The sequence below is a fragment of the Corynebacterium sp. ACRPH genome (genome assembly GCF_022347285.1).
GTDB lineage: Bacteria > Actinomycetota > Actinomycetes > Mycobacteriales > Mycobacteriaceae > Corynebacterium.
Genome location: NZ_JAKRND010000001.1, coordinates 25,605 through 47,652, shown reverse-complemented (window position 1 = coordinate 47,652; position 22,048 = coordinate 25,605). Strand labels below are relative to the sequence as shown.

General features: G+C 61.3%; 18 protein-coding genes and 1 tRNA gene. 11 read left to right on the top strand and 8 right to left on the bottom strand.

Annotated elements, in window-relative coordinates; genetic code table 11:
- Positions 1–2: 2 nt before the first annotated feature.
- Together odhI and secA2 are read right to left on the bottom strand one after the other, a co-directional pair.
- Complete coding sequence (odhI, locus tag MHX66_RS00210; protein ID WP_034987504.1) at positions 3–437, bottom strand: oxoglutarate dehydrogenase inhibitor Odhl; 435 nt, start codon at positions 435–437, stop codon at positions 3–5.
- A gap of 71 nt (positions 438–508) precedes the next feature.
- The gene (gene secA2 / locus MHX66_RS00205; RefSeq protein ID WP_239198285.1) at positions 509–2,824 is read right to left on the bottom strand and encodes an accessory Sec system translocase SecA2; all 2,316 of its coding nucleotides are present in this window, start codon (positions 2,822–2,824) and stop codon (positions 509–511) included.
- A 72-nt stretch (positions 2,825–2,896) separates the two neighbouring features.
- Between secA2 and MHX66_RS00200 the strand changes: the two genes are divergently transcribed.
- The 3 genes from MHX66_RS00200 (at position 2,897) to MHX66_RS00190 (ending at position 4,298) form a co-directional block, all read left to right on the top strand.
- Positions 2,897–3,646 (top strand): S9 family peptidase, encoded by a 750-nt coding sequence (locus MHX66_RS00200; RefSeq protein ID WP_239198282.1) that lies wholly within the window; start codon positions 2,897–2,899, stop codon positions 3,644–3,646.
- Positions 3,647–3,651: 5 nt separating this feature from the next.
- Complete coding sequence (gene rraA, locus MHX66_RS00195) at positions 3,652–4,155, top strand: ribonuclease E activity regulator RraA (protein WP_239198279.1); 504 nt, start codon at positions 3,652–3,654, stop codon at positions 4,153–4,155.
- A gap of 69 nt (positions 4,156–4,224) precedes the next feature.
- A tRNA-Pro gene (locus tag MHX66_RS00190) sits at positions 4,225–4,298 on the top strand.
- A 19-nt stretch (positions 4,299–4,317) separates the two neighbouring features.
- Here the strand turns inward: MHX66_RS00190 and MHX66_RS00185 are convergent.
- Genes MHX66_RS00185 through MHX66_RS00175 form a run of 3 tightly spaced genes read right to left on the bottom strand, consistent with a single transcriptional unit; the run spans position 4,318 to position 10,566 of the window.
- Positions 4,318–7,407: a type I restriction endonuclease subunit R gene (locus MHX66_RS00185; RefSeq protein ID WP_239198276.1), complete on the bottom strand. Its 3,090-nt coding sequence runs from the start codon at positions 7,405–7,407 to the stop codon at positions 4,318–4,320.
- Positions 7,400–8,632, bottom strand: coding sequence for a restriction endonuclease subunit S (locus tag MHX66_RS00180; protein ID WP_239198273.1), 1,233 nt, complete (start codon positions 8,630–8,632; stop codon positions 7,400–7,402). The genes MHX66_RS00185 and MHX66_RS00180 overlap by 8 nt, the downstream gene beginning before the upstream one ends.
- On the bottom strand, positions 8,632–10,566 hold the full coding sequence (locus tag MHX66_RS00175) for a class I SAM-dependent DNA methyltransferase (protein WP_239198270.1): 1,935 nt from the start codon (positions 10,564–10,566) through the stop codon (positions 8,632–8,634). The genes MHX66_RS00180 and MHX66_RS00175 overlap by 1 nt, the downstream gene beginning before the upstream one ends.
- A gap of 434 nt (positions 10,567–11,000) precedes the next feature.
- Between MHX66_RS00175 and MHX66_RS00170 the strand changes: the two genes are divergently transcribed.
- The gene (locus MHX66_RS00170; protein ID WP_239198267.1) at positions 11,001–11,396 is read left to right on the top strand and encodes a hypothetical protein; all 396 of its coding nucleotides are present in this window, start codon (positions 11,001–11,003) and stop codon (positions 11,394–11,396) included.
- Positions 11,397–11,481: 85 nt separating this feature from the next.
- Here MHX66_RS00170 and MHX66_RS00165 read toward each other — a convergent pair whose 3' ends face one another.
- Positions 11,482–11,628 carry a hypothetical protein gene (locus tag MHX66_RS00165; RefSeq protein ID WP_141747035.1) on the bottom strand — a complete coding sequence of 49 codons (147 nt, stop codon included), beginning with the start codon at positions 11,626–11,628 and terminating at the stop codon, positions 11,482–11,484.
- A gap of 121 nt (positions 11,629–11,749) precedes the next feature.
- On the opposite strand from MHX66_RS00165, the gene MHX66_RS00160 reads away from it, so the two are divergent.
- Positions 11,750–13,348 carry a cation:proton antiporter family protein gene (locus tag MHX66_RS00160; protein ID WP_239198264.1) on the top strand — a complete coding sequence of 533 codons (1,599 nt, stop codon included), beginning with the start codon at positions 11,750–11,752 and terminating at the stop codon, positions 13,346–13,348.
- Here MHX66_RS00160 and MHX66_RS00155 read toward each other — a convergent pair.
- Positions 13,311–14,624 (bottom strand): glycosyltransferase family 87 protein, encoded by a 1,314-nt coding sequence (locus MHX66_RS00155; RefSeq protein ID WP_239198261.1) that lies wholly within the window; start codon positions 14,622–14,624, stop codon positions 13,311–13,313. The genes MHX66_RS00160 and MHX66_RS00155 overlap by 38 nt on opposite strands.
- Positions 14,625–14,788: 164 nt before the next feature.
- Between MHX66_RS00155 and MHX66_RS00150 the strand changes: the two genes are divergently transcribed.
- From MHX66_RS00150 to MHX66_RS00125, 6 genes are all read left to right on the top strand, one after another.
- Positions 14,789–15,706: an ABC transporter ATP-binding protein gene (locus tag MHX66_RS00150; RefSeq protein ID WP_239198258.1), complete on the top strand. Its 918-nt coding sequence runs from the start codon at positions 14,789–14,791 to the stop codon at positions 15,704–15,706.
- 4 nt (positions 15,707–15,710) lie between these two features.
- On the top strand, positions 15,711–16,472 hold the full coding sequence (locus MHX66_RS00145; protein WP_239198255.1) for an ABC transporter permease: 762 nt from the start codon (positions 15,711–15,713) through the stop codon (positions 16,470–16,472).
- Entirely contained in the window at positions 16,472–17,599 is a 1,128-nt protein-coding gene (locus MHX66_RS00140; RefSeq protein WP_071056448.1) for a sensor histidine kinase, read from the top strand. The genes MHX66_RS00145 and MHX66_RS00140 overlap by 1 nt, the downstream gene beginning before the upstream one ends.
- Positions 17,596–18,198, top strand: a complete 603-nt coding sequence (locus MHX66_RS00135) for a response regulator transcription factor (RefSeq protein ID WP_071056447.1) — start codon at positions 17,596–17,598, stop codon at positions 18,196–18,198. The genes MHX66_RS00140 and MHX66_RS00135 overlap by 4 nt, the downstream gene beginning before the upstream one ends.
- 17 nt (positions 18,199–18,215) lie before the next feature.
- Positions 18,216–19,214 carry a GIY-YIG nuclease family protein gene (locus MHX66_RS00130; RefSeq protein ID WP_239198252.1) on the top strand — a complete coding sequence of 333 codons (999 nt, stop codon included), beginning with the start codon at positions 18,216–18,218 and terminating at the stop codon, positions 19,212–19,214.
- Positions 19,215–19,288: 74 nt separating this feature from the next.
- Complete coding sequence (locus MHX66_RS00125) at positions 19,289–20,341, top strand: glycerophosphodiester phosphodiesterase family protein (protein WP_239198249.1); 1,053 nt, start codon at positions 19,289–19,291, stop codon at positions 20,339–20,341.
- On the opposite strand, the gene MHX66_RS00120 is transcribed toward MHX66_RS00125, so the two are convergent.
- The gene (locus MHX66_RS00120) at positions 20,338–22,032 is read right to left on the bottom strand and encodes an ABC-ATPase domain-containing protein (protein WP_239198246.1); all 1,695 of its coding nucleotides are present in this window, start codon (positions 22,030–22,032) and stop codon (positions 20,338–20,340) included. The two genes, MHX66_RS00125 and MHX66_RS00120, sit on opposite strands and share 4 nt — an antisense overlap.
- Positions 22,033–22,048: the final 16 nt, after the last annotated feature.

Below are 22,048 nucleotides of genomic sequence, written 5' to 3'. Positions count from 1 at the left end.
CCTTAGGCTTCCTTCGAACCGTTCAGGAACACCAGGCGGAACTTGCCGATCTGGATCTCGTCGCCATTGGACAGAACGGAGGAGTTCTTCGGCTCGCGGTTCACGTAGGTGCCGTTCAGGGATCCGACGTCCACAACCTCGTACTGGTCGCCATTGCGGCGGAACTCAGCGTGGCGGCGGGAAACGGTGACGTCATCCAGGAAGATGTCGCTGTCCGGGTGGCGGCCAGCGGCGGTCGTGTCTTGGTCCAGCAGGAAGCGGGAGCCAGCGTTCGGGCCGCGCTTCACAACCAGCAGCGCAGAGCCTTCAGGAAGGCCCTCCACACCGGCGGGAGAGGCATCGTGCTGCGAACCAGACTCCATCTCCTTTAGAAGGTCTGCGCGAAAGACTGACGTGGTCTCGACAGATGCCTCAGGCACTCCGGTGTTATCGCTCATGGCTTTCAAGTCCTCTCATTCGAACTAATCGGTTCGGCTATAACAATACGTCTAACAATACCCTAAAGCAGCTAGCGGAACATCTGAACGATAGACCCCATCACAGATCCCCCGGAGGAGGATAGCGGGTTGTCGTTCACCATGTAAGTCCACGTAGCGCTGGGCTTGTGCAGGCCCATCTCGCCCAGCTGGGCGCCCTCGGAAGTGATCTCTACCTCGTCAAACGTCTCGCGGGCCTTGTTGACGGCACGCTCGGCCAGCTCGCCGAAGGCGGCGATGGACATGCGGTGGAACTCGTCGATCGGCGATTCGCGGGCGATGGCGCGCAGGTGGATGGACTCGCGCACGTCATCCAGGTAAGCCAGGTGCTCCGACCACTCGTTATCCAGGTGGAACAGCATGATTTCGCGGGCGGCCTGCTCCAGCACTTCCTCGCTAATCCCCTGCTTCTTCAGCTCCGCGGCGCGGTCGACGTTGTGGTAGCTCAGGTCGTCCCAGGCCGCGGCGGTATCCAGCAGGGTGTCGCGGCGATCGTTGACGATGTCGCGCTGGTCCTTGATCATCTTGTTGTACTTCCAGGTGGTGGCGTGGATGTCCAGCATCTGGCCCTCGGTCACGCGCTGGCAGTGGTCCACGAACTGCTGGACCTTCTTCTGTGGCAGCAGGCCGTCGTCCTTGGGCTGGGCTTGCAGCTCCTCCCCTGCGCCGCCCACGGCGACCACGTCGTCTTCCAGGGAGACGAAGAACAGGGAGCTACCTGGATCGCCCTGACGGCCCGCGCGGCCGCGCAGCTGGTTATCCAATCGCTGGGAGCGGAAGCGGCCCACGCCCACGACGTGCAGGCCGCCGGTCTCCACGACCTCGTCGTGTTCGGCCTCGTCGGTGCCGCCTAGCTTGATGTCCGTACCGCGGCCGGCCATCTGCGTGGAGACGGTCACGCGGCCCGGGCGGCCGGCCTCGGCGACGACGGCCGCCTCGGCCTCGTGGTTCTTCGCGTTCAGTACGGAGCATTCCACACCCGCGGAGAGCAGAGCTTCTGCCAGTTCCTCGGATTCCGCGACGTCCTGGGTGCCCACCAGCTGCGGCTGGCCGGTCTTCTGCACCTCCACGATGTGCTTAACCACCGCGTCGTTGCGCTCGGCGGCGGAGACGTACACCCGGTCGGCCTCGTCGAAGCGGATGTTCGGCACGTTCGGTTCAATGACGGAAACCTGCAGGTTGTAGAACTGTCGCAGCTGATCCCCGGCCGCCAGGGCCGTACCCGTCATGCCGCAGACCTCCGGGTACATGCCGACCAGCGCCTGGATGGTGATCTGGTCGAGGATGCGGCCGCCGTCGGTGACGTCCAGCCCCTCCTTGGCTTCCACTGCCGCTTGCAGGCCGTCGGGCCAACGCTGCAGCTCGGCCACGCGGCCGCGGGAGCCGTCAATAAGAGCAACCTTGCCGTCGCGCACGATGTAGTGGACGTCGCGGATCAGCAGGTGCTCGGCGTGCAGGGCGACGTTAACCTGCACCAGAAGCTCGCCTTCGTCCTCGTATAGAGACTCCACGCCCAGCTGCTTTTCTACGAACGCTGCGCCCTCGTCGGTGAGGAAGACGTTGCGGTGGTCCTCGGAGACGTGGAAGTGCTTATCTTCCTCCATGCGCTTGACCAGGTCGGTAATGCGGCCGGCGGGCGCGGGGCCGGGCTCGGAACCGGCGAGCACCAGTGGCACGAGGGCCTCGTCGACCATCACCGAGTCGGCCTCGTCGATCACGGCCACGTCCGCCGGGGTGCGCACCTGGTCGGCGCGGCGGGTGATCAGCTGGTCGCGCAGGACGTCGAAGCCGAGCTCGTTGATGGCTCCGAAGATGACGTCGCGGGAGTAGATGTCGCGGCGCTGGTCCGCGGTGAGGTCCTCGTGGATCGCGCCGTGGGTTAGCCCAAAGAAGTCGAACATCGGGCCCATCCAGTCGTTATCGCGCCCAGCCAAGTAGCTGTTGACCGTGATGACGTGGACGCGCTTGCCCTGCAAAGCAAAGCCCACGGCGGCCATCGCGCCGGCTAGGGTCTTACCCTCACCGGTGGCCATTTCCACCACGTCGCCGTGCAGCAGCCGGTAGGTGCCCTGCATCTGCACGTCGAAGGGCTCCATGTTCAGGGTGCGGCTTGCCGCTTCGCGCAGGATTGCCAGCAGCGCGGGAGCGTCGTCTACCTGCCCACCGAAGTGGTGGCCATCCTCGCTAGTGGATTGTTCGGTCACCACGTCCGAGGCGGCGTCACGAAGCTCCGCATCGCTTAGCCCCGAGTAGCGCGACGAGTCGGCCTGAGCGACCACGGCCCGGCTTTTCTTCTGATTCTTCTTCGGGGAAGATCCCATCGCCTTCCAGAACCAGTCAAATGCCATGAATGTGCCCTTCGAGTTTGAGGTGTAAGAATATGTAGACCACGTTAATCGACTTGAGGCGAGAGGCGATCCATGACCCGCACGATACGCTCCGTTCACGTGACCATTCCCACAGAAAGTGGCTGGCAGCTGGCGGGAACGGTGGATATGCCGCGGGATGTGAAGTTGGAGGATGCGCCCCGGCGGGCGGTCGTCGCGCACTGCTTTACGTGTACGCGCGGGGCGATTGGGGTGACGCGCATTTCCAAGGCGCTGGCGCGGGCGGGCTATGCGAGCTTGCGATTCGACTTCGCTGGACTGGGCGACTCGGGTGGCGAGTTCGAGGAGACCACGCTGGCGACGAATGTTTCCGACGTGCGCGCGGCTGCCGAGTGGTTCGGCGGGGCGGAGCTGCTGGTGGGCCATTCGCTGGGAGGCACGGCGGTGCAGCGGGCGGCGGCGGAGGTCGCTTCGGTGGAGAGCATTGTGACTGTCGGCACGCCCTTTGAGCTGCAGGAAACCGCGAAGCGAGCGCCGGAGATTATGCAGATGTTCGAGCGCCAGCGGGAGCTTTCTTTGGGCCAGGCGCTGTTGGATGAGCTCGCCGCGGCCGATTCGGCCAATACTGTGGCCGCTGTTTCTTCTATTGACGCCACGTCTCTGGTGCTGCACTCCCCCGATGACCTGGTGGTTCCCGTGGCGGAGGCACATGCGATGCGGGCAGCCCTGCCTCGCGCGGACTGGGTAAGCCTGGAGGGGATGGATCACCTGCTTCTGCAGAGGGGATCCGGGCAGCGCGTAGGCGAATTGATCGCGGCGTGGGAGGGCTTGCGCCTAAAGTAGGTGGCATGGCTGAAGAGAAACTGACTTTTATTCCGACCGCCGACCTGGTGGACATCATTGGTAGCGACGTGCGCAGCTGTGACACGCAGTTCCGCGACCTGGGCGGCGTGGTGGAGTTCTGCGGGAAGATCACCACGGTGAAGTGCTTCCAGGACAATGCGCTGCTGAAAAAGGTGCTGCAGGAGGACAACCCCGGTGGCGTGCTGGTGATCGACGGTGATGCGTCGATGCACACCGCGCTGGTGGGCGACATTATTGCGGGGCTGGGCAAGGATCACGGCTGGGCTGGCGTGGTGGTTAACGGGCCGATCCGCGATTCCAAGGTGATTGGCCAGATGGAGTTCGGCTGCAAGGCGCTGGGCACCAACCCGCGCAAGTCCACGAAGACCGGCGAGGGCGAGCGCGACGTGACGGTGAGCTTCGGCGGCGTGGACTTTATCCCCGGCGAGTACATCTACTGCGATTCGGACGGCATCATCGTTTCCGACGAGATTGTGCAGCCGGTCTAAGCAGGGGATTTCCTAACGGCGATGGGAGTGGGGTAACCTATCGCCGTTGTCCTTTTAACAGGGCTTCGGCGGACTGTGGCGCAGCTTGGTAGCGCACTACACTGGGGGTGTAGGGGTCGCAGGTTCAAATCCTGTCAGTCCGACAAATTTCAGTACTAAGGGCTATTCGTCCAGCTTTCCCATCTCCTTAGCGGCAGCCATCAGCTCCGCGAGTGCTCCAATCACGCCGTGCAACACGTCTCGGTCGCTGGAGAGTAGCGCGTCGCGTTGCTGACGCTCGGCGATTCCCGAGAAGATTGCCTTCGTCGCCTCACCTTGGAATCTCTTGGAGCGCTTCAGCTGCTCCTTGTTATTGGTTCGTCCTAGCTTCAACGCCTCGGGCTGAGCGGAGAGCGTTCCCCACGCGGCGACGATCATATGCGCGGTTGCGCCGGAGGTTACGTCCACACCCGCCATCGAGAAGATGTCGTTGACCTTTTCGACTGCCTCGTCGAATGCAGCGCGTAGCGGGGTGGCTTCCTCGCCGACGGTGACGTCGAAAGTTGGCACCTTTAGGGCTTCTCCTCCCCCGTCGGTCAATGACCGATCGACCTCGATCTCGTTTTGGGTGATCGCAACACCGGCCAGTGAGAGTCCGGTGATGAAGTCTTCATCCTCGTCGTCGTACTCCGAGAGGTGGAGGTTGCGCTCCAGCACGGCGGCGAGCATCGCGCGCTTAGAGACCTCCGCGTCGGCGTAGGCGACGATCTGGGAGAGAAACTCGTAGGCGTGACGGTATTTTTCGGCGTTGGACTTGAAGTTGCGGGCATCGGCGCGCCCATCTTTGCCGGAATCGCGTCGCACCTGCCAGCGCCGGATGATCGGTGCGGCCGCACCGCGGAGCGCTTCCGAGTCGGTGCCGTCCATGTAGATCTGCGCGACCTGCTCCATCTCCTCGGGAGTGTAGAACCCGGAGGTGTCGAGCTCTTCGCCGAGGGTGTGCAGCGCGTTTGGGTCAATGTCCGTGTTGATGGAGGCCCCGGCGTAGTAACGCTGGAAGTCCTTGACGATCATCTCCGGGTCGTTGACGAAATCCACCACCATCGGGGTGGGCTTGTTCTCGTGGATGCGGTTAAGCCGCGAGAGTGTCTGAACGGTGGTGACACCGGATAGCTGCTTATCGACGTACATCGCGCAGAGCCGGGGCTCGTTGAAGCCGGTCTGGAACTTGTTCGCGACGATGATGACGCGATAGTCCTGCTCGTCGTCCTTGAAGGCACGCTCGACGTCGGAGACGCCGTTGAGATGGACTTCCGTGACCGGCTCGGAGTTTTCGTCAACGCGCACCGCGTCTGAGAAGGCGACCAGGGAGCAAAAGTCGTAGCCATTGGACTGGATGTAACGGTTCATCTCCTCCGACCAGCGGACTGCGGCCTTTCGGGAGGAGGTGACGACCATCGCGCGGGCCTGGCCGCCCAGGTGGTGGGCGACGTTGCGGCGGAAGTGTTCGATGACGACCTCCACTTTCTGCGCGATGGAGGTTGGGTGCAGGCGGACGAAGCGCACCATGTCGGTGACTGCTGCATTCTCGTCTACTTCCTCGGTTCTTCCCAGTTCGTCGCGGACTTCGGCCCACATTTGGTAGGTCGAGTAATTGCCGAGCACGTCGAGAATGAAGCCCTCTTGGATAGCCTGGCCCATTGGGTAGGTGTCGAAGGCGACGAAGTGACCGTCCGGGGTTTCGGTTCCGAACAGGCGCAGAGTCTTACCCTTGGGCGTCGCGGTGAGTGCCACGAAGGTCATGTTTTCGGCGTCGGCGATGGCTTCCTGCCGTAGTTCCAGCAGGTCGTCGGCGGTGTACTCCTCCCCCTCGTCGAGTTCGACATCCGTGAGTAGCTCGCGTAGCGCGGAGGCGCTGGAGCCGGTCTGGGAGGAGTGCGCCTCGTCGGCGATCACGCACCAGCGCCGGCCCGCGAGGTCTTGTTCGTCCTCGAGCAGCTTGAGCACGTGTGGGAAGGTCTGGAGGGTGCAGGTGATGATGTGGTCGCCCTCCTCGATCGCCTGGCGCAGCTGCGGGGACTTCGCCCCAGCATTCTCGCCAACGGAAACCACCAATCCCATGGAGGCGTCCATCATCTGCATGTCCTGGCGGACGTTAGTGTCCAGGGCAGTGCGGTCGGTAACGACGATGACGGAGTCGAAGGTTTTCTGTCCATCCCTGTCGACATGCCGAATGAGGCGGTGGGCCAGCCACGCAATGGTCTTAGTCTTGCCGGAACCCGCGGAGTGTTCGATGAGGTAGCGCCCGCCGGCACCGCGCCGGGTGACGTCCCGTGTGACGCGCTCTACCGCGCGGAGCTGGTGGTAGCGAGGGAAGATGAGTTTGCCACCCGGGGTGCCGCGCTTTGGCTTGGCGTCTGGTTCCCACACTGCGAAGTCGCGCAGGATGCGGAGGAACATGTCGCGTTCCAGCACTTCTTCCCACAGGTAGGAGGTTTCGGACTTGCCGGGGATGGGTGGGTTTCCGGCACCGCCGTCGACGCCCCGGTTAAAGGGAAGGAAGAAGGTATCCGAACCTTTAAGTGCCGTGGTCATGTAGACCTCTGCATTGGAGACGGCGAAGTGGACGAGCGCGCGACCCGGCTGCAGCAGACGACGAGCTGGGCTTGGCACGCGGTCCTCGCGGTACTGCTTGCGAGCGTGGGCCACGGACTGGGTGCTGTCCGTCTTCAGTTCCATCGTCACGATGGGGATGCCGTTGACGGTGAGCACGAGGTCGATCGTCTCGTTGGTTTTCGGGTCAAAGTGCACCTGGCGGATGACACGCAGGATGTTCTCTTCAGCGCGCTCGGCGACTTTCTCCAGCAATGGGTTCGCCGGCGGGAAGGCTACCATGGGGCCGAAGGTGGCGGAGCGGGCGCCGACCTGGGCGTATTTGAAGCCTTCCCGCAGGGTGCCCAGCAGCCCGCCGAGGGTGCGCCCGGATTGTGGATCCTTCCGGGTCTTGGACTCCAGCTGCTCGGCGACGCGCTCGAGGAGTTTGCGCTGCGAGACCTCGCGGGTGGCCTCCGGGGCGTCCGCAGGCACGGCCTTGGCATATTCATCCGGGTATTGGGTGGAGAGCCACTGCAGCACATCGGCTGGGTAGAGCGCGAGGCGCCGATCCCAACCCTGGTCGTTCTTCCCTTCCTCGTAGGCCCAACCGCGCTCGGCGAGGGCGTTGCAGATGGCGCTCTCGTGCGCTTTTTCGCGGGTGATGTCTGAGCTAGGCATGGGTGGGCTCCTCGGCGATGGGGATATCGATTTGTCCGGTCACGGCCGCAGCGATGACGGCGGCGCGGCGCTCGGCGAGTAGGTCGCGCAGTTCCATGATGTCGGCAAGCATGGCATCGATCTCGGCGGTCTCGCAGTCGATGTCCCTGACCAGCTCGTCTTGTTCCGAACGACTCATGTCGGGTACAGGGAAGGACTGGACAAACTGGGTACTTATTCGCTTTAAGCCCCCTGTTCCTAAAACGGAAACGCCCGCCTCATCTAGGAAAGATTGCGACGTCAGGAAGAACGCTAACCAATCGGGGTTCGTCCTTTCATTAGGTCGCAGGGTGTATACCTCAGAGGTTGCCACACCCAGCTTGGTAGTAACGTTTGCCACCATCGCGCGGCCGTGGGTGACTGTCGGGGTGACCTTTGGGAGCAGGACGTCTCCGCTTTCGAAGTGCGTGTATGAAGCAAGTTTGTCCTTCCAAGGAGTGACCTTGAAAACCTCTGGTTTCTGATTTGTCCAGACGTCCTCCAGCGGAATAAACGTCACGTCTTCTCCCTTGTCCAGATCGTAAATTCCCGGTGTGGAAGGCGAAACCTTGGCGAATTTCCAGAGGGGTGCGGTGGTAGAGAATTTGTTGAAGGCTGCGGTCACTGCGGCCTTACGCCGCTCGGTCAGGAGCTTCTCCAGCTCGTCCAGGTCGGCGGTCATGGCGTCAATTTCAGTGGTCTCGCGGTCGAGGTAATCCGCGATGGCGCGCTGGGTTTCCAGGTCAGGTAGCGGTAACCCGAATTGAGCCAAGCGCGCGAAATTGATCGTCTGTCCATCCCGCAATTGGTCTGTGAGGTTACCAAGCCCTTCAACAAAAAGCGACGACTTAAAAAGATAACGATAGTACCGATCTACGATCGGTTTCCGAGGAGAAAGGACGGTATAAGCGTTGCTTACTTTTCCTGAAAGAGCAGAAAATTCGAGCCCACCCTGGAAGCTACGAAGGTGGCTAATAAAGTCCCCAGACTCTACGTGCTTCATGTTTCCGGCGCCGAGGCGGTTCCGTACCACCTGGGCACCAGTCCGCTCTACATATTCATCTTGGGGTAGAACCCCGAGTTTCTGCGACGGCGTTAAATGAACGTCGTCAGATTTTGATTTTTCACTACGCTCCGCAAAGAGAACGCTGGCAGGCACCACATCCCAGGTTGGGTTTACTTTACGTAGCCAGGTGGTGAAAGACATTACTCTCGCACCTCCGCAAACTTCTCCGCCAGGCGGCCCATCACCGCGGCCACGTCAGCGTCGATTTCCTCCAGCGACCGGACTGGCGTTGGTCGGTAGAACACCCGCTTGAACGGGATCTCGTAGCCCACCTTGGAGGCTTCTTCGTCCCAGGTGACGTCCGGCGCGAATGGGAGGACCTCGCGGGCCATGTGCTCGCCAACGTCCTCCGTAAGCGGGATCCGCTCCGTCATGGAGAAGGCTGGATCAAGGATCGGGTTACCCTTGCGATCGAAACTTGGGTCAGCATTCTCGTCCGGTACTCCGACTGCCTCAAGCACCTCGTCAATCATCCCGGCGAGCATCTTCACGCCACGCTTCTTGGCCGCAGCCTTCAGCGCCTCCGGCAGGTCATTGAACTCCACGTCCGCCACGTCGGCAAGCACGTCAGCATGCTCGGGCACGGCAGTTTTATGCCCCAGCACCTGCGCCACAGCCTCCGGGGTGACTGCCACACACAGGCGCTTCTGCTTGGTGACCTTCACGTCGCGGAAGCCCAGGTCCGCTGGGGTGAGCACCTTCGAGATCTCGGTGTCCTCGAAGGCGGCGTACTCTTCGAGCACGCGCTTGCGGTCGGGTTCCTTCATCTCCCGGCGCTTCTCCCCCAACCCCTTATCCGGCACCGACCAGCACTCGGAGGCATCGATCAGCTGGACGAAGCCCTTGCGGTGCTCCTCCTTGTTCGTGTCCAAGATCCACACATAGGTAGAGATCCCCGTGCCGTAGAACATATTCGTCGGCAGCTGGATGATCGCGTCCACCAGGTCGCTTTCCAGCAGCCAGCCGCGGATCTTATCCGGCCCCGATTCGGGCGCACCGGTAAACAGCGGCGAGCCATTGGACACCACCGCCCCACGACCGCCCGCACCATTGGGGCCTGCGGGCATGAGCTTCGAAGCGACATGGGCCAGGAAAAGCATCTGGCCATCGTCCTTGCCCGGCAGGCCGTGGCTGAACCGGGAGCCAGGCACCTTAGCCTGCTGCTTCACCGACTGCTGCTGCACCTCCCAGTCCATGCCGAACGGAGGGTTGGAGAGGATGTACTCGAACTGCTCGCCCTCGTAGAGGTCGTTGAGCAAGGTATCACCGTGACGGATGGCGTCCGGCTCGCCGCCCTGGATAAGCAGGTCAGCCTTACCGATAGCATAACCAGTGGACATGAGCTCTTGGCCAGCCAAAACCACCTCGATATCCGGATTGAGCTCCTTGAGGGCACGCGCAGCCACGAGCAGCATGCCGCCCGTGCCCGCAGTTGGGTCGTACACGGTACGCGAAGCGCCGTCTGCGGTCAGCCCGACGTCGTCGGAAGCGAAAAGAATATCCACCATGAGCCGGATCGCGTCACGCGGAGTGTAGAACGCACCCGCGGCTTTGCCCTTGGTGTCGAATGCCTTGTACATGACGTGCTCGAAGAGGTCACCCATCTGGGCGTCGGGCAGCGCCTCCATGCTCATGTCGATGGTGGCGAAGTGTTTGACCACCGGCCACAGGCGCGAGGCACTGTCGAGGGTCTTCATCTTCACCGCGAAATCGAAAGCATCCCACACGTCGCGGACGGAGGCCGAGAACGCGCCAACGTAATCCATTAGCGCCTCATATACGTGGTCATCGAGCTGGGCGATCCGCGTCAGGTCCAGGCGAGAAGAGTTGTAGAAGGAAAGACCAAAACGGGCCTGTACCTCCCAATCGATCATCTCGTCGCTGAAGCCCTCCTCCTGAAGACTCCATACCAGGTCGAGCACTTCGTCTTTGGTCGGAGCGAGAATGCACTCGAGACGACGCAGCACCGTCATCGGCAGAATATAGTCTCCGTAATCTTCAGGCTCGACGATGGAGCGCAGAAACTTGTCCGCTGTGTTCCAAACGGCGGACTGATTGAGTTCCGCTGTACTCATCCGGGAATGCCTCCTTGAGCCAAAAGTTTCAGTGCCCCTACGGTAAACGCACTGTCCAAAATCGTTCTCGAGACACGCACGCGCTGTCTCGCCTTCTAGTGCATCACCCCCGATAGACATCGTGCTGTCATCATCGAACGAAATACCGAACAACTTCAATCTTTCAAGGTTTAAGAGCGACCTCCCACCCCAGTGTCAACCACTAGTTGACGCCACCGTCAACCTATGGTTGACTTACGGTCATGGATCCATTGACGAATATCCGACACACACTGCAAGCAGTCAGCCTCGCCGAACACGAATTGGAGGATGCCGTCTCGCAAGCAAGGAACGCGGGACATTCATGGGCGGACATTGGGCAAGCGCTCAACGTTTCCCGCCAGGCAGCCTTCAAACGATTCGGTGCGGTACGAAACCCCTTTACAGGAGAAACCATGTCCCCAGTATCAACCGACAAGCTCCCAGAGATTTCCGACGCACTCATTCGCCACGTTGCCAGGGGCGAAGAAGCAGAAACCATTGAAATGCTCGATCCGCACGTCCGTGACGACCTCCCCTGGTCCGTCATCGTGGACGTGTGGACTTCAATCCTGACCGACTTCGGCGAGCTCCAGGAGATCACCGACCAGACGATCGTTCCTATAAAGGGAGACCGCAACGCGGCCCCGGCGTCAGAAGCACTCTCCACAAAAAGCACAGGCACATCGGTCGTCGTCTCGACGCTCAACCATGAAGTCGGCGAACTAATGTCGCGGGTCGCTGTCAGCCGAGAGGGCACGGTCGTCGGCGTTCTTTTCTTGACTCCCGACGCCACCGACTACCCGTTCTAAGTCAGCTCCCGTAGTGGTAGCGGCGATCCGCCGTCTGCCACCACAAATAGTCCCCCCAAGGCAGACTCATCTCAAACGAGAATCATTAGTCCTCAATGAGGGCGTGGTGGGCGCCGCGCCCCCGCTCCAGGTTCTCGATGGAACCGAGGAGGCGGCGAGCGTTCTCGGGAGAGCGCAAAAGGTAGGCAGTTTCCCGCAGTGATTCATACTCGGTATAGCTAATCGGCTTCACAGCGCACCTCCTGTCCTGAAAACCGCCGCAGGTCGTGTGCCTTCAATACTATCTGCCCCACTCGGGGGTAGAAATCGCCTCCATTGGCGAGTTACCAGCCCCTGTGAGGCAGACTACATCCATGGAACTCTTGCTGATTTACCTCGGTGTGGTCTTCGTATGCGGCCTCCTCGCTTGGGCCGTGCGGCTCCCACCCCTCATTGGCTTCCTCGCCGCCGGCTTCGCACTCCACGCAGCCGGTGTGGAACACGTTGATTCCCTGGACCTTTTCGCCGATATCGGTGTGACCCTCATGCTCTTCGCCATCGGCCTGCGCCTGGATCTTCGAGCGTTGATGGATAAGGCAGTCTGGCTCACCGCTAGTGCCCATGTTCTTGTGATGACGCTGATTGGCGCGGGCTTCATCACCGCCCTCGGCGCGCTTGGCGCCTTCGGCCCCACCGATTTCTCCGTGGCTGTAAACATCGCGCTGGTCTTGAGCTTCTCCAGCACCATCGTCGTCATCAAGATTCTGCAGGACCGCGGCGACGAGCAAGCCCTCTACGGCAATATCTGCATCGGCGTACTGATCATGCAGGACATTCTGGCCGTCGCGTTCATGAGCATCCTTCGGGGCGAACCGCCACGCCTGGCTTCTCTGTTGCTGGTCGCCATCGTCCCGCTGCTGGCATTGACCACCCGCCGCTGGTACAAGCTCGGCCACGGTGAACTCGGTGCCCTGTTCGGCATCGTTATGGCCCTGCTGCCGGGTTACGCGCTCTTCGAATGGGTGGGGCTCTCCGGCAGCCTCGGAGCCCTCATCATGGGCATTGTTCTCTCCCGCTCCCCCGGCGCAGAACAACTCAGCCACTCCCTGTTCACCCTCAAGGAACTACTGCTAGTCGGCTTCTTCGTCAACATCGGCTTCCTGGGTCTACCAAACCTGCAAAACCTCGCCGACGCTGCCCTGTTGCTCATTCTGCTTCCCGTCCAAGGCATCGCCTACTGGGCGATCCTGTGGGGACTCGGACTGCGCAATCGCACCTCCGTTCTCGCTTCACTATTGTTGGCGAACTACTCGGAGTTCGCGCTCATTATCGCTGCTCTCGGAGTAAGTGACGGTTGGCTCAACCAGCGCTGGCTGCTTTCCCTAGTACTCGCGGTATCCCTCAGCTTCGTCATTTCCGCAATTCTGAACCCGCAGAGTGTCTCGCGGGCAACACGCCTGGCAAAGCGCCTCCCGACGCGCCCGCCGCACAAGATCCACCCAGAGGATCGCCCCATCAAACTCGGCGATGCCCACGCCCTGGTTCTCGGCGTGGGCCGCCTGGGGGTGTCTTGCTACAACGAACTCACCGAGGTCTACGGCACGAAGGTCTTGGGCGTGGAGCACGACCCCGCCCGAGTGCGCCACCTGCAGGAGCGCGGTTACAACGTTGTGGAGGGCGACGCCACAGATATCGACTTCTGGGAGCGCGTGAAGGACAGCCACCAGATCGACATGATCATGCTTGCCATGCCCGCCCAGCACGCCAACGTAGACGCAGTAAAGGAGATTTTTGCCTCCAACATCAATCCGGAGGAATGCACCATCAGTTCAGTGGCCATGTACCGCGAGGATGTCGAGGAACTCGAAGAACTTGGGATCAACGTTGTTGTCCACCTGCAGGACGGTGCCGGCGAATCCCTCGCCGAACGCACCTTTACAGAGAATCAGCAGCGTCGCGCTCGGTCCCAGTAGCACGGCGGTCCGTGAAATACCGCACCGCATAGTACGCCGCAGCCACCACGACGAAGGCCACGCCCAGGAAGGTGAAGGCGCCCTGCCACAGCGGGTTATCGTGAGCCACGCCCTGGCCGAAGAAGCCGAACCTGCGGGACGTGGCGTTGCTGACGAAAGGCAGGAACACCACCGTCAATACCGCCACCACTGCGAAGCTCAGGAGCTGCTCAACAACCCAGCCCAGCACTCCCTTCACCTTGTCTGAGACCGCCTGTACCAGCCGGAACCCGGCGTCCAGAAAAACGACAAAGAGCGGTACCAAGAACACCCAGTGGTGATACCAGCTAAACGGCGAGATGATGCAGGCGACAACGCCGCCGAGGGCCATAATCATCGAGTAGTTACCGCGACGGTAGCAGCCCAGGACCACGATGCTGTACAGCACCACGATGGCGACAACGCCGACGAGCCACAGCACCGTGTTGTCGTAACCGAGGCGGTGCAAGACTGCGCCGAGGGACTGCGCGCCGGGATTGTCCTCGCCGCCGATGCGCTGGGTTTCGAAGATCTTGGTCTGCCAGAAAGACTTGGCGTCCGGGACGAACAGGAAGCCAATGACGACGGTCGCGAGGATCGTGAGGGTCATGTAGACCATCGCGCGCCAGCGCCTGCCCAGCAACAACGGCAGGTAGAAGAAGACCGGGGTGAGCTTAATGCCGGCGGCCACACCACTGAATACGCCGCCGCCCTTGTTGCCGGTGCGCCTGCGCAGGAAATCCAGGGCAACCAAGCCCATGAGGAAGATGTTGATCTGGCCCCAGAAGAAGGTGCCGAAAACCGGGGCCAGGTGGATGGAAGCGACTAGCGCCGCCAGGGAAACGAGGATTAGCCCCGGGGACCAGGCATAACCACGCTCGCGGAAAACACCGACAATCACCGCGAAAAGCACCAACGCGGTGAGCGCCAACCAGATACTCGCCGCAACCTCGAACGGGGCCAAGGGCAGCACCCTGAAGATCGCGCCGGAAAAGGGCGGATACGTAAAAGGAAGGCCCCCTACGAAAGGCTGGGAGTACAGCTCCTGCCCGCTGTTCAGAGCCACCGCCGCGTTGTAATAGACCTTAAAGTCCGTCGGCCACTTAAAGAGATTTGTGAACCAGGAAGCGCGAGTTTCCGGCAGAGTGAGCCGGTAGACCGCATACGCGGCGAGCAGGGCGAAAGCCACGAACGCGCCGAAAGCGCCCGGCAGCCTCTTGGAGGTGCCGCGCGAACTGGTGGAAGCTATAACACTCATCTCGTTTACTTTAAAACGCAAATCGTTGCTTTTTGGTTACCACGACCAAGCAACGAAGAAAAAGATTTTCTACAGCGCCCAAGACAGCCCATGACAAACGTCATGGTGCATTCCGTGACGAAACCTATGCGTGCACTTTTCAGCCCCGAAATAACGTTAAGACCATGAGTGCGACACAACTGGCACACGCCATAGAAGTAAGAGGAATCAGCAAGACCTTCAAGCCACGTTCCAACCAACCGGTGCATGCGCTGAAGAACGTTAGCCTCAGCGTTCGCCCAGGCGAGATTATTGCACTGCTCGGCACCAACGGTGCGGGCAAGACCACCCTCGTGGACCTTATCTTGGGGCTCACTTCCCCGACCGCCGGGACGGTGAGAGTCATGGGCCGCTCCCCCAAGCAGGCAGTGTACGACCAAAACATCAGCGCACTAATGCAGACCGGTGGCCTGCTCCACGAACTGACCGTGAAGGACACGGTGGAGATGATCGCCGCCGCATTCCCCGAGCACCTACCGCTCGAAGAGGTTATCGAGCAGGCCAACCTGGAACCCATCTACAAGCGGCGCGTAGGCAAGTGCTCCGGCGGCGAGCAGCAGCGTCTTCGCTTCGCCCTAGCAATCCTCGGCAACCCGGACATCCTCATCCTCGATGAGCCCACCGCTGGTATGGACGCCGGCGCACGCCACCGCTTCTGGGACTCCATGAAGCATCAGGCGCAGCTGGGCCGCACGATCATCTTCGCGACCCACTACCTAGAGGAAGCGGACAACTTCGCCCAACGCATCGTGCTTATGCACGAAGGCGAAATTGTTGCCGACGGCACCACCGACGAGCTGCGAAACATGAGCGCCAACCGCGTGGTTAGCGCCGAGTTCCCGGGTGGATTCCCCGAGCTATCGAGCCTTAGGGGCGTCATAAAGAGTGAAGTAAACGGCCGTCGCCTTCGTATAACAACCAACGACTCTGACGCGCTTGCCCGGTACCTGTTGACGGAAACTGACGCCCGAGATCTCGACATCACCAGCCACAGCCTGGAGGACACATTCCTTGCGCTGACGAACGAAAACCAGGAGGCCTAGAGCAATGAGCACCACCCTAAAATTCGCCGGCTACGAGCTGCTACGCCTGCGCCGGGACATGACCACCTTGTTCTTCAGCGTCGGTCTGCCAATCTTCTTCTACCTGGTTTTCGGCGCAATGCAGGAATATGGCGATCAGGAAATGAACGGCGGTAACGTCTCCGCATTCGTCATGCTGGGCATGGCCTTCTACGCCGGCGTGGTAGGCGCGGTCGGCGCAGCGGGTACTTCCGTGACAGATAACCGCAGTGGTTGGGGCAGGCAGCTGGCCCTTACTCCCCTGCGCCCGTGGCAGCTAGCCTTCGCCAATGGGCTGAGCATCGCCGTGCGTGCGGTGCTGCCGATCGTGGCCGTGTTTATGGTCGGCGGACTGACCCGGGCCCACATGCAGGCCGACCAGTGGGCGTTGAGCTTCATTGCCTGTGTGCTGTGTTCTATCCCCTTTGGCTTCTACGGCTTGGCGTGGACGCTGACTATTCCGAAGGAGAACACAGTGGCCATCGCCACTGCCTCCATCGTGATCCTGGCCTTCGCCGGAAACGTTTTTATGCCACTCAGCGGATCGCTTCTGCAGGTGGGCCGTTTCACTCCGATGTACGGCGCGATGACGCTGGTTCGCTGGCCGCTGGCCGAAGGTGCGCAACTGCTTGATGATGGATTTATGTACGACCCGATGTGGTACGCCTGGGTTAGCATCGCGGTATGGACGGCGATCTTCGTAGGCTTCTGCCTGCTGATGGGCAAGCGCGACAAGGAACGCAGCTAATGCGCCCTTTCGACGGGTTCCGGCTGAACTCCGCCATCTTCGCTTCAATATGGCTGGTATTCCTGGTGCCCGTCGCTCTGCAGGTTTACATGGGGGAAGGATTCTCTACTACGGCGAAAGCCTGGATGACAGTATGCCTGCTGGCTTTCGGCGCGTTCTACTTCTACGCCTTCGGCTCGCTGAAGTACTTCCCCCGTGACTGGGGAACACTTGCGCGGGCACTGCTGCGCTGGGGCATACTGCTAGCCATTGCGTTGGCCAGCGTGCCCGCGATGAAGTCTGGCGCAGTGTCCTTTGCTCCCTACCTGGCCGCGATGTTGGGATTCACGGTGACGCTACGAAAGGCGCTGCCGATCGTGGTGGCAACGGGTGTGCTCGGGACTGTCGCTGTGTGGAACTGGTCGCCGGACGACCTTACCTGGGCTGCATTCACCCTTTTCGGCATGCCGCTGATGCTCGTCGCACTTGGGATCTTCAGCCAATACGATGAATCCCGCCACAAGCTGCGACACGACCTGGACCTGGCGCAGCAACGGGAGGACATTGCCACCGATGTGCACGATCTGCTGGGCCACTCGCTGACGGTGATCAACCTGAAGTCCGAGGTCGCCAGGCGGGCAATGGACAACAACCCCGAGCAGGCTAAGCAGGAACTCAAGGAAATCAGCGACCTCTCCCGCCTAGCCTTGGCGGAGGTGCGTTCGACGGTCACCCGAATGCGCACACCCACCTTCGCCGGTGAGCTGCAGGCGGCGCGCCGGGCTTTGGAAACTAAGGGCGTCACCGCGCATCTACCCGAACTCCTGAAGGCACCGGGCGCACACGACACAGTGTTTTCCTGGGGTCTGCGCGAGCTAACGACGAACGTCGTGCGGCACTCCGGGGCGAGTGCGTGCTGGGTGAGCGTCACAGCCGACAAGCTGCAGGTCACCGATGACGGCTGCGGATTTAACGGCGAGGCCACGCAGGGTACAGGCGGTCTGGCCGGCCTGCGCCAAAGAGTCGAGGAAGCCGGTGGGAAGCTGATTGTGCGCCGCGAACAGGGCCTGAGTACCGTGCTGATTGCCATGGAAGACGACGACGAGCTGATCGACGATAGCGCAGTGGCAGAGGAGGCCGCCCGATGACGATTCGTGTACTACTTGCCGAGGATCAATCACTGGTTCGCGGGGCACTGATCGCGCTACTGAACGCGGAGCCGGACATCGAGGTCGTTGCCGAATGCGCGACCGGGACCGAGGCCGTGGCCCTCGCGCAGCAGCAGCCCATCGACGTGGCTCTGCTGGACATCGAGATGCCGGGGCTGAACGGCATCGATGCCGCAAAGGAGCTCGCCGGTAATCGATGCCGCTGCCTGATCGTGACGACATTCGGCAAGGCCGGGTACGTGAAACGTGCCATGGAGGTTGGCGTGGACGGGTTCATCGTTAAGGACACGCCTCCCGAGGAGCTCGCCGATGCTATCCGACGAGTCCATGTCGGTCTGCGCGTTATCGACCCGACGCTCGCCCAGGAAAGCCTATTGACGCCCGATAATCCCCTTAGCGAGAGGGAAACCGAGGTGTGCCAGCAGCTCTTCGAGGGCAAGAGCTCCCCTTCCATCGCCAAGGCGCTGCACCTCTCGCCGGGAACTGTGCGTAACCACATCTCCAGCATCATGGCGAAGACAGGTGCGGGAAATCGCTACGAGGCGGCGCACCTGGCGAAAACGAATGGGTGGATCTAGCCAGTAAAGTCTCATATATGGAGCTTCCCCAGGGACGTCTGCTGGACGTAAGCGATATGGATTCCCTCGCGTCGTGCTTCGCTGGCGGGCAATCAAGATGCGGCGTGTACCGCATCCGTTTCAGTAATGGTGATGCTTATTGCGGCCAGACGAAAGACATGGTCACCCGCTTCAACAAGCATCACCGAACCTACGACGATATTGTCGCAGTCGAGTTCTTTCCGATGTCAGAGAAGGACCTGAATGAGGCTGAAAGAGCGCTGATCTCGGAATCGGAACGGGATACCTCGCTACGAAACGTCATGCTGACGGGGCGACCACGGGGTGAGGGTGACGCGATGTTCGTCTCCGTGGAAGGCAAGACCATTAAGTTACCTTGGGACAAGGAGCGTGCGAAGGGTGCGGCCGCGTCCTTAGAAGAGGCCACCGATAAAAAATTTTTGCAGCTTCTCTCCCACCCTCAGATTGACCTCATCCGGTACGTGCTGGGCTGGTATATCTCAGAGACTATTCCCGACCCGGCCGCCTCGGCGCGCCAACTGTGGACTGTCAGTTGCATGCCCTCCACCAGTCGGACTAAAACACAGCAACGGCTCCTGACGCTATCCTGCGGAAATCTCGAGGTCTTGTACATCATCGCAAGCAGAACACTGGATGTTGAAGGCGATGACTACTTCGTAGAAGTCGTGATCAATACGAGTCTGGACGAAGAACCGGAAAAGCTTTTTTATCCCGAGGCTAAGGCTTTCTCACGGTGGTTCGTAGAAAATGGCCAGTACCAGGTCGAGGAAGTCACTCGGTTCGCATTCCCGCTCCAGAACCTCGCATTACTCATAGACAAGCAAATCGAGTTTCCTCAGTACAAAAATTTTTTGGCAGCCGCCTATGAGCTCAATGTCCGCCTCATGCGCCGCGGCTCAACCATGTACTCGCGCTTCCACCACGAGCGACTTGCAGACCTCCTCATCGCCGAAGCAGCAATCTGGGATGCCAACCAAACTCGCGCTGCCGAGTAGCTGAGCGACTGTTAGGTTTGTGTGAGTTACTTCACGACTCCACCGCAGCACTCACAACTCGCAGTAAGGAAAGTATGAAGACACCCCTCACCTGGCGCAAGACCGCTGCCGCAGCAGTGGCCGCCATCGTTTCCCTCGGTTCCGCCGGCACCGCTGTTGCCGCCACCAACTCCTCCGTTGGCTCCTCCATCGCTGGATCCTCCTTTAACCTCACCATTGGCTCGTCTACCACGCCGCAGCCCGAAGAAGAGCAGGGCTTCGACTTGCAGTCCCACCGTGGTGGACGTGGCGAGTACACCGAGGAATCTCGCAAGGCATTCGAAGAGTCCGTGAAGATGGGGGTATCTACCCTGGAACTGGATATCGTCCTGGCCGAGGATGGCACTCCCGTTGTTTGGCACGACCCAGAGATCCAGGCCGACAAGTGCACCGACACCAAGCCCGCCACCGAGAATGACCCGGAGTTCCCCTACGTAGGCAAGCTCATCCATGAGCTGAACTGGAAGCAGCTGCAGACTCTGAACTGCAACAAGGTGCTGAAGGACTTCCCGGATGCGAAGGCCGAGGAAGAAAACAAGCTGCTGCAGCTGCAAGATGTGTTCGACATCGCCGCTGCCGACCCGCAGATGCGCTTCAACATCGAAACCAAGATCGAGGCAGAGGATCGCGAAAAGTCCGCCGAGCCGCAGGAATTCGTCGACGCGATCCTGCCGGTCGTGCGCGCCAACAAGGCCACATCCCGCACCACCATCCAGTCCTTCGACTGGCGCTCGTTGCCGCTGGTACGCAAGGCCCAGCCAGACATTTCTCTGGCCCTTCTTTATGACGCCACCACGTGGAAGTCCGGCTCCCAGTGGATCGGTGACGTTAACTACGACAAGGTTGGCGGCGATGTAAGCAAGGCCGCGACCCAGCTGGGCGCGGAGATCCTGTCTCCGCACTACAAGCTGGTCACTCCGGAAAGCGTGGCCTCCGCCCACGAGGCAGGCCTGCAGGTTCTGCCGTGGACCGTCAACGAGAAGCCCGACATGCAGGCAATGGTTGACGCGAAGGTCGACGGTCTGATCACCGACTACCCGACCCGCGGCATGGAGGTTCTCAAGGAGAACAAGCGCCAGGTTCTCTAGGCGAGTTTGAGCTCCCGGTAGCGATTCGCCGCAGCCAGGATTTCCGCCCCGCGCGGGCGGCTCAAGTGGCCGGGGTGATCGCGCCCCGGCGTCAGCACGGCCAGACCCTTCTCGGTGATCTGCTGCTCCAGACGAGCAACCAGATCCACCAGCGGGGTCTGGCCGTCGGCATTCTTGGACAACCACGCCAGCGCCGCCGCAATCGCCGCCGTCTGGGACGGCGCAACCAGCTGGCCGACGGCGCTCAGGTCAATGTCGGAGCGGTCCACGCTGATGGTGGATACTCCGCGCGGCTTCGGCGGCTTGCGGGAAGATAGAGTCCCGCGCGCCAATACACGTCCGGCAGTGATGTGGCGGAACTCCCCCGCGACTTCCGCTTCTTTCATGTCTTCCGTGGCCTGCCCCTCCCGTGCAATGTGGTGAGCACGTGCGGTCACCTCGCTGGGGCGGTAGGAATCCATGGCAATGACCGTATCGGCCAGCCGCAGATAGGCGCCCGAGCCACCAGCGATAAGGACGGTGGAGACCGAGGTGGCGTCATATAAAGAACGAACACGCTGCACAAACGGGGTGATGGGCTCCTTGTCGTTTGGTACGAGGCGCTGCATGAGGCGGTCGCGGATCATGAAGTTGGTGGCCGATGTGTCCTCGTCGATGAGCAGCGCGGAAGTGCTGGCGGCATGCGCTTCGACGACATTGGCGGCCTGGGACGTGGAACCCGAGGCGTTCGTGGTGGTGAAGTGGCGCGTGTCGGCGCCCGTGGGCAGGTTGGTGATGAACGGCGAGATGTCGTCGCCGGTGATGGGGCGGCCATCCTCGGCGCGCACGCTGGCGACGTCGACGCGGGAGATCACCCATTCGCGACCATCGCCGGCAACGTGCGGGTAAATGCCACGCTCCAGGGCGCGCAGCAGCGTGGACTTGCCGTGGTAACCGCCGCCGACGATGACGGTGAGGCCCTCCGGGATGCCCATGCCCGTGACGATGCGCCCGCTGGGGAGTTCAAAGGTTTGGGCTAGGGACTCCGGGGATTCGAAGGCCGTGGCCTGGTTGGCGCCAAGTGGACGGTCGCTATCTCCCGCAGCGCGCGGAAGGATCGCGCCGTTGCCGACGAAAGCGACGAGATTGCGAGGTTTCAGCTGGGCGCGCAGAGCCTCCTGGTCGCGCAGGAGTGCTACGTGATCCTCGAGAGCCTGAACATCGGCGGGGGCGAAGCGATCGTGGCGCAGGCAGTCGTCGGAGAGGTTCGGCAAATCATCGGCCAGCAAATGCGCGGCCTGGCGGCCGAGGATGCGGCGGCCTTTGGCAGGCAGACCGACGAGCAGCCGAGCCTCCACGCGATCCGGGGTGACAAGCACGTGAGTGCGCTCGAGGACCTGCTGACCGATGTCACCGATATGTACGTTACGCGGGCGGTGGGGATCGGCCTGGATACGCCGAGCCAGGAAGTCGGCTACCGCTACCCTGCCAGTGGCATCGTCAACGAGGTGTTGTGGGATGCCCGCGGCCTTCATGGGAAGGATGAGCCGCACTTTAGAAGGGCTCGCATAAGGATCGGCCTGCACGCGGTCGATGGAAACCGACAGGCCTGGTTCGCTGTAGGCTCCCGTCAGCTTCTTGTAGGACCCGTAGCCCGCGCCGTCGAGGCTCTTTGTGCGAGAGAAGAGTTCCGAGAGAGTGTTTCGTGCCATGTAACCCAGCGTAGGG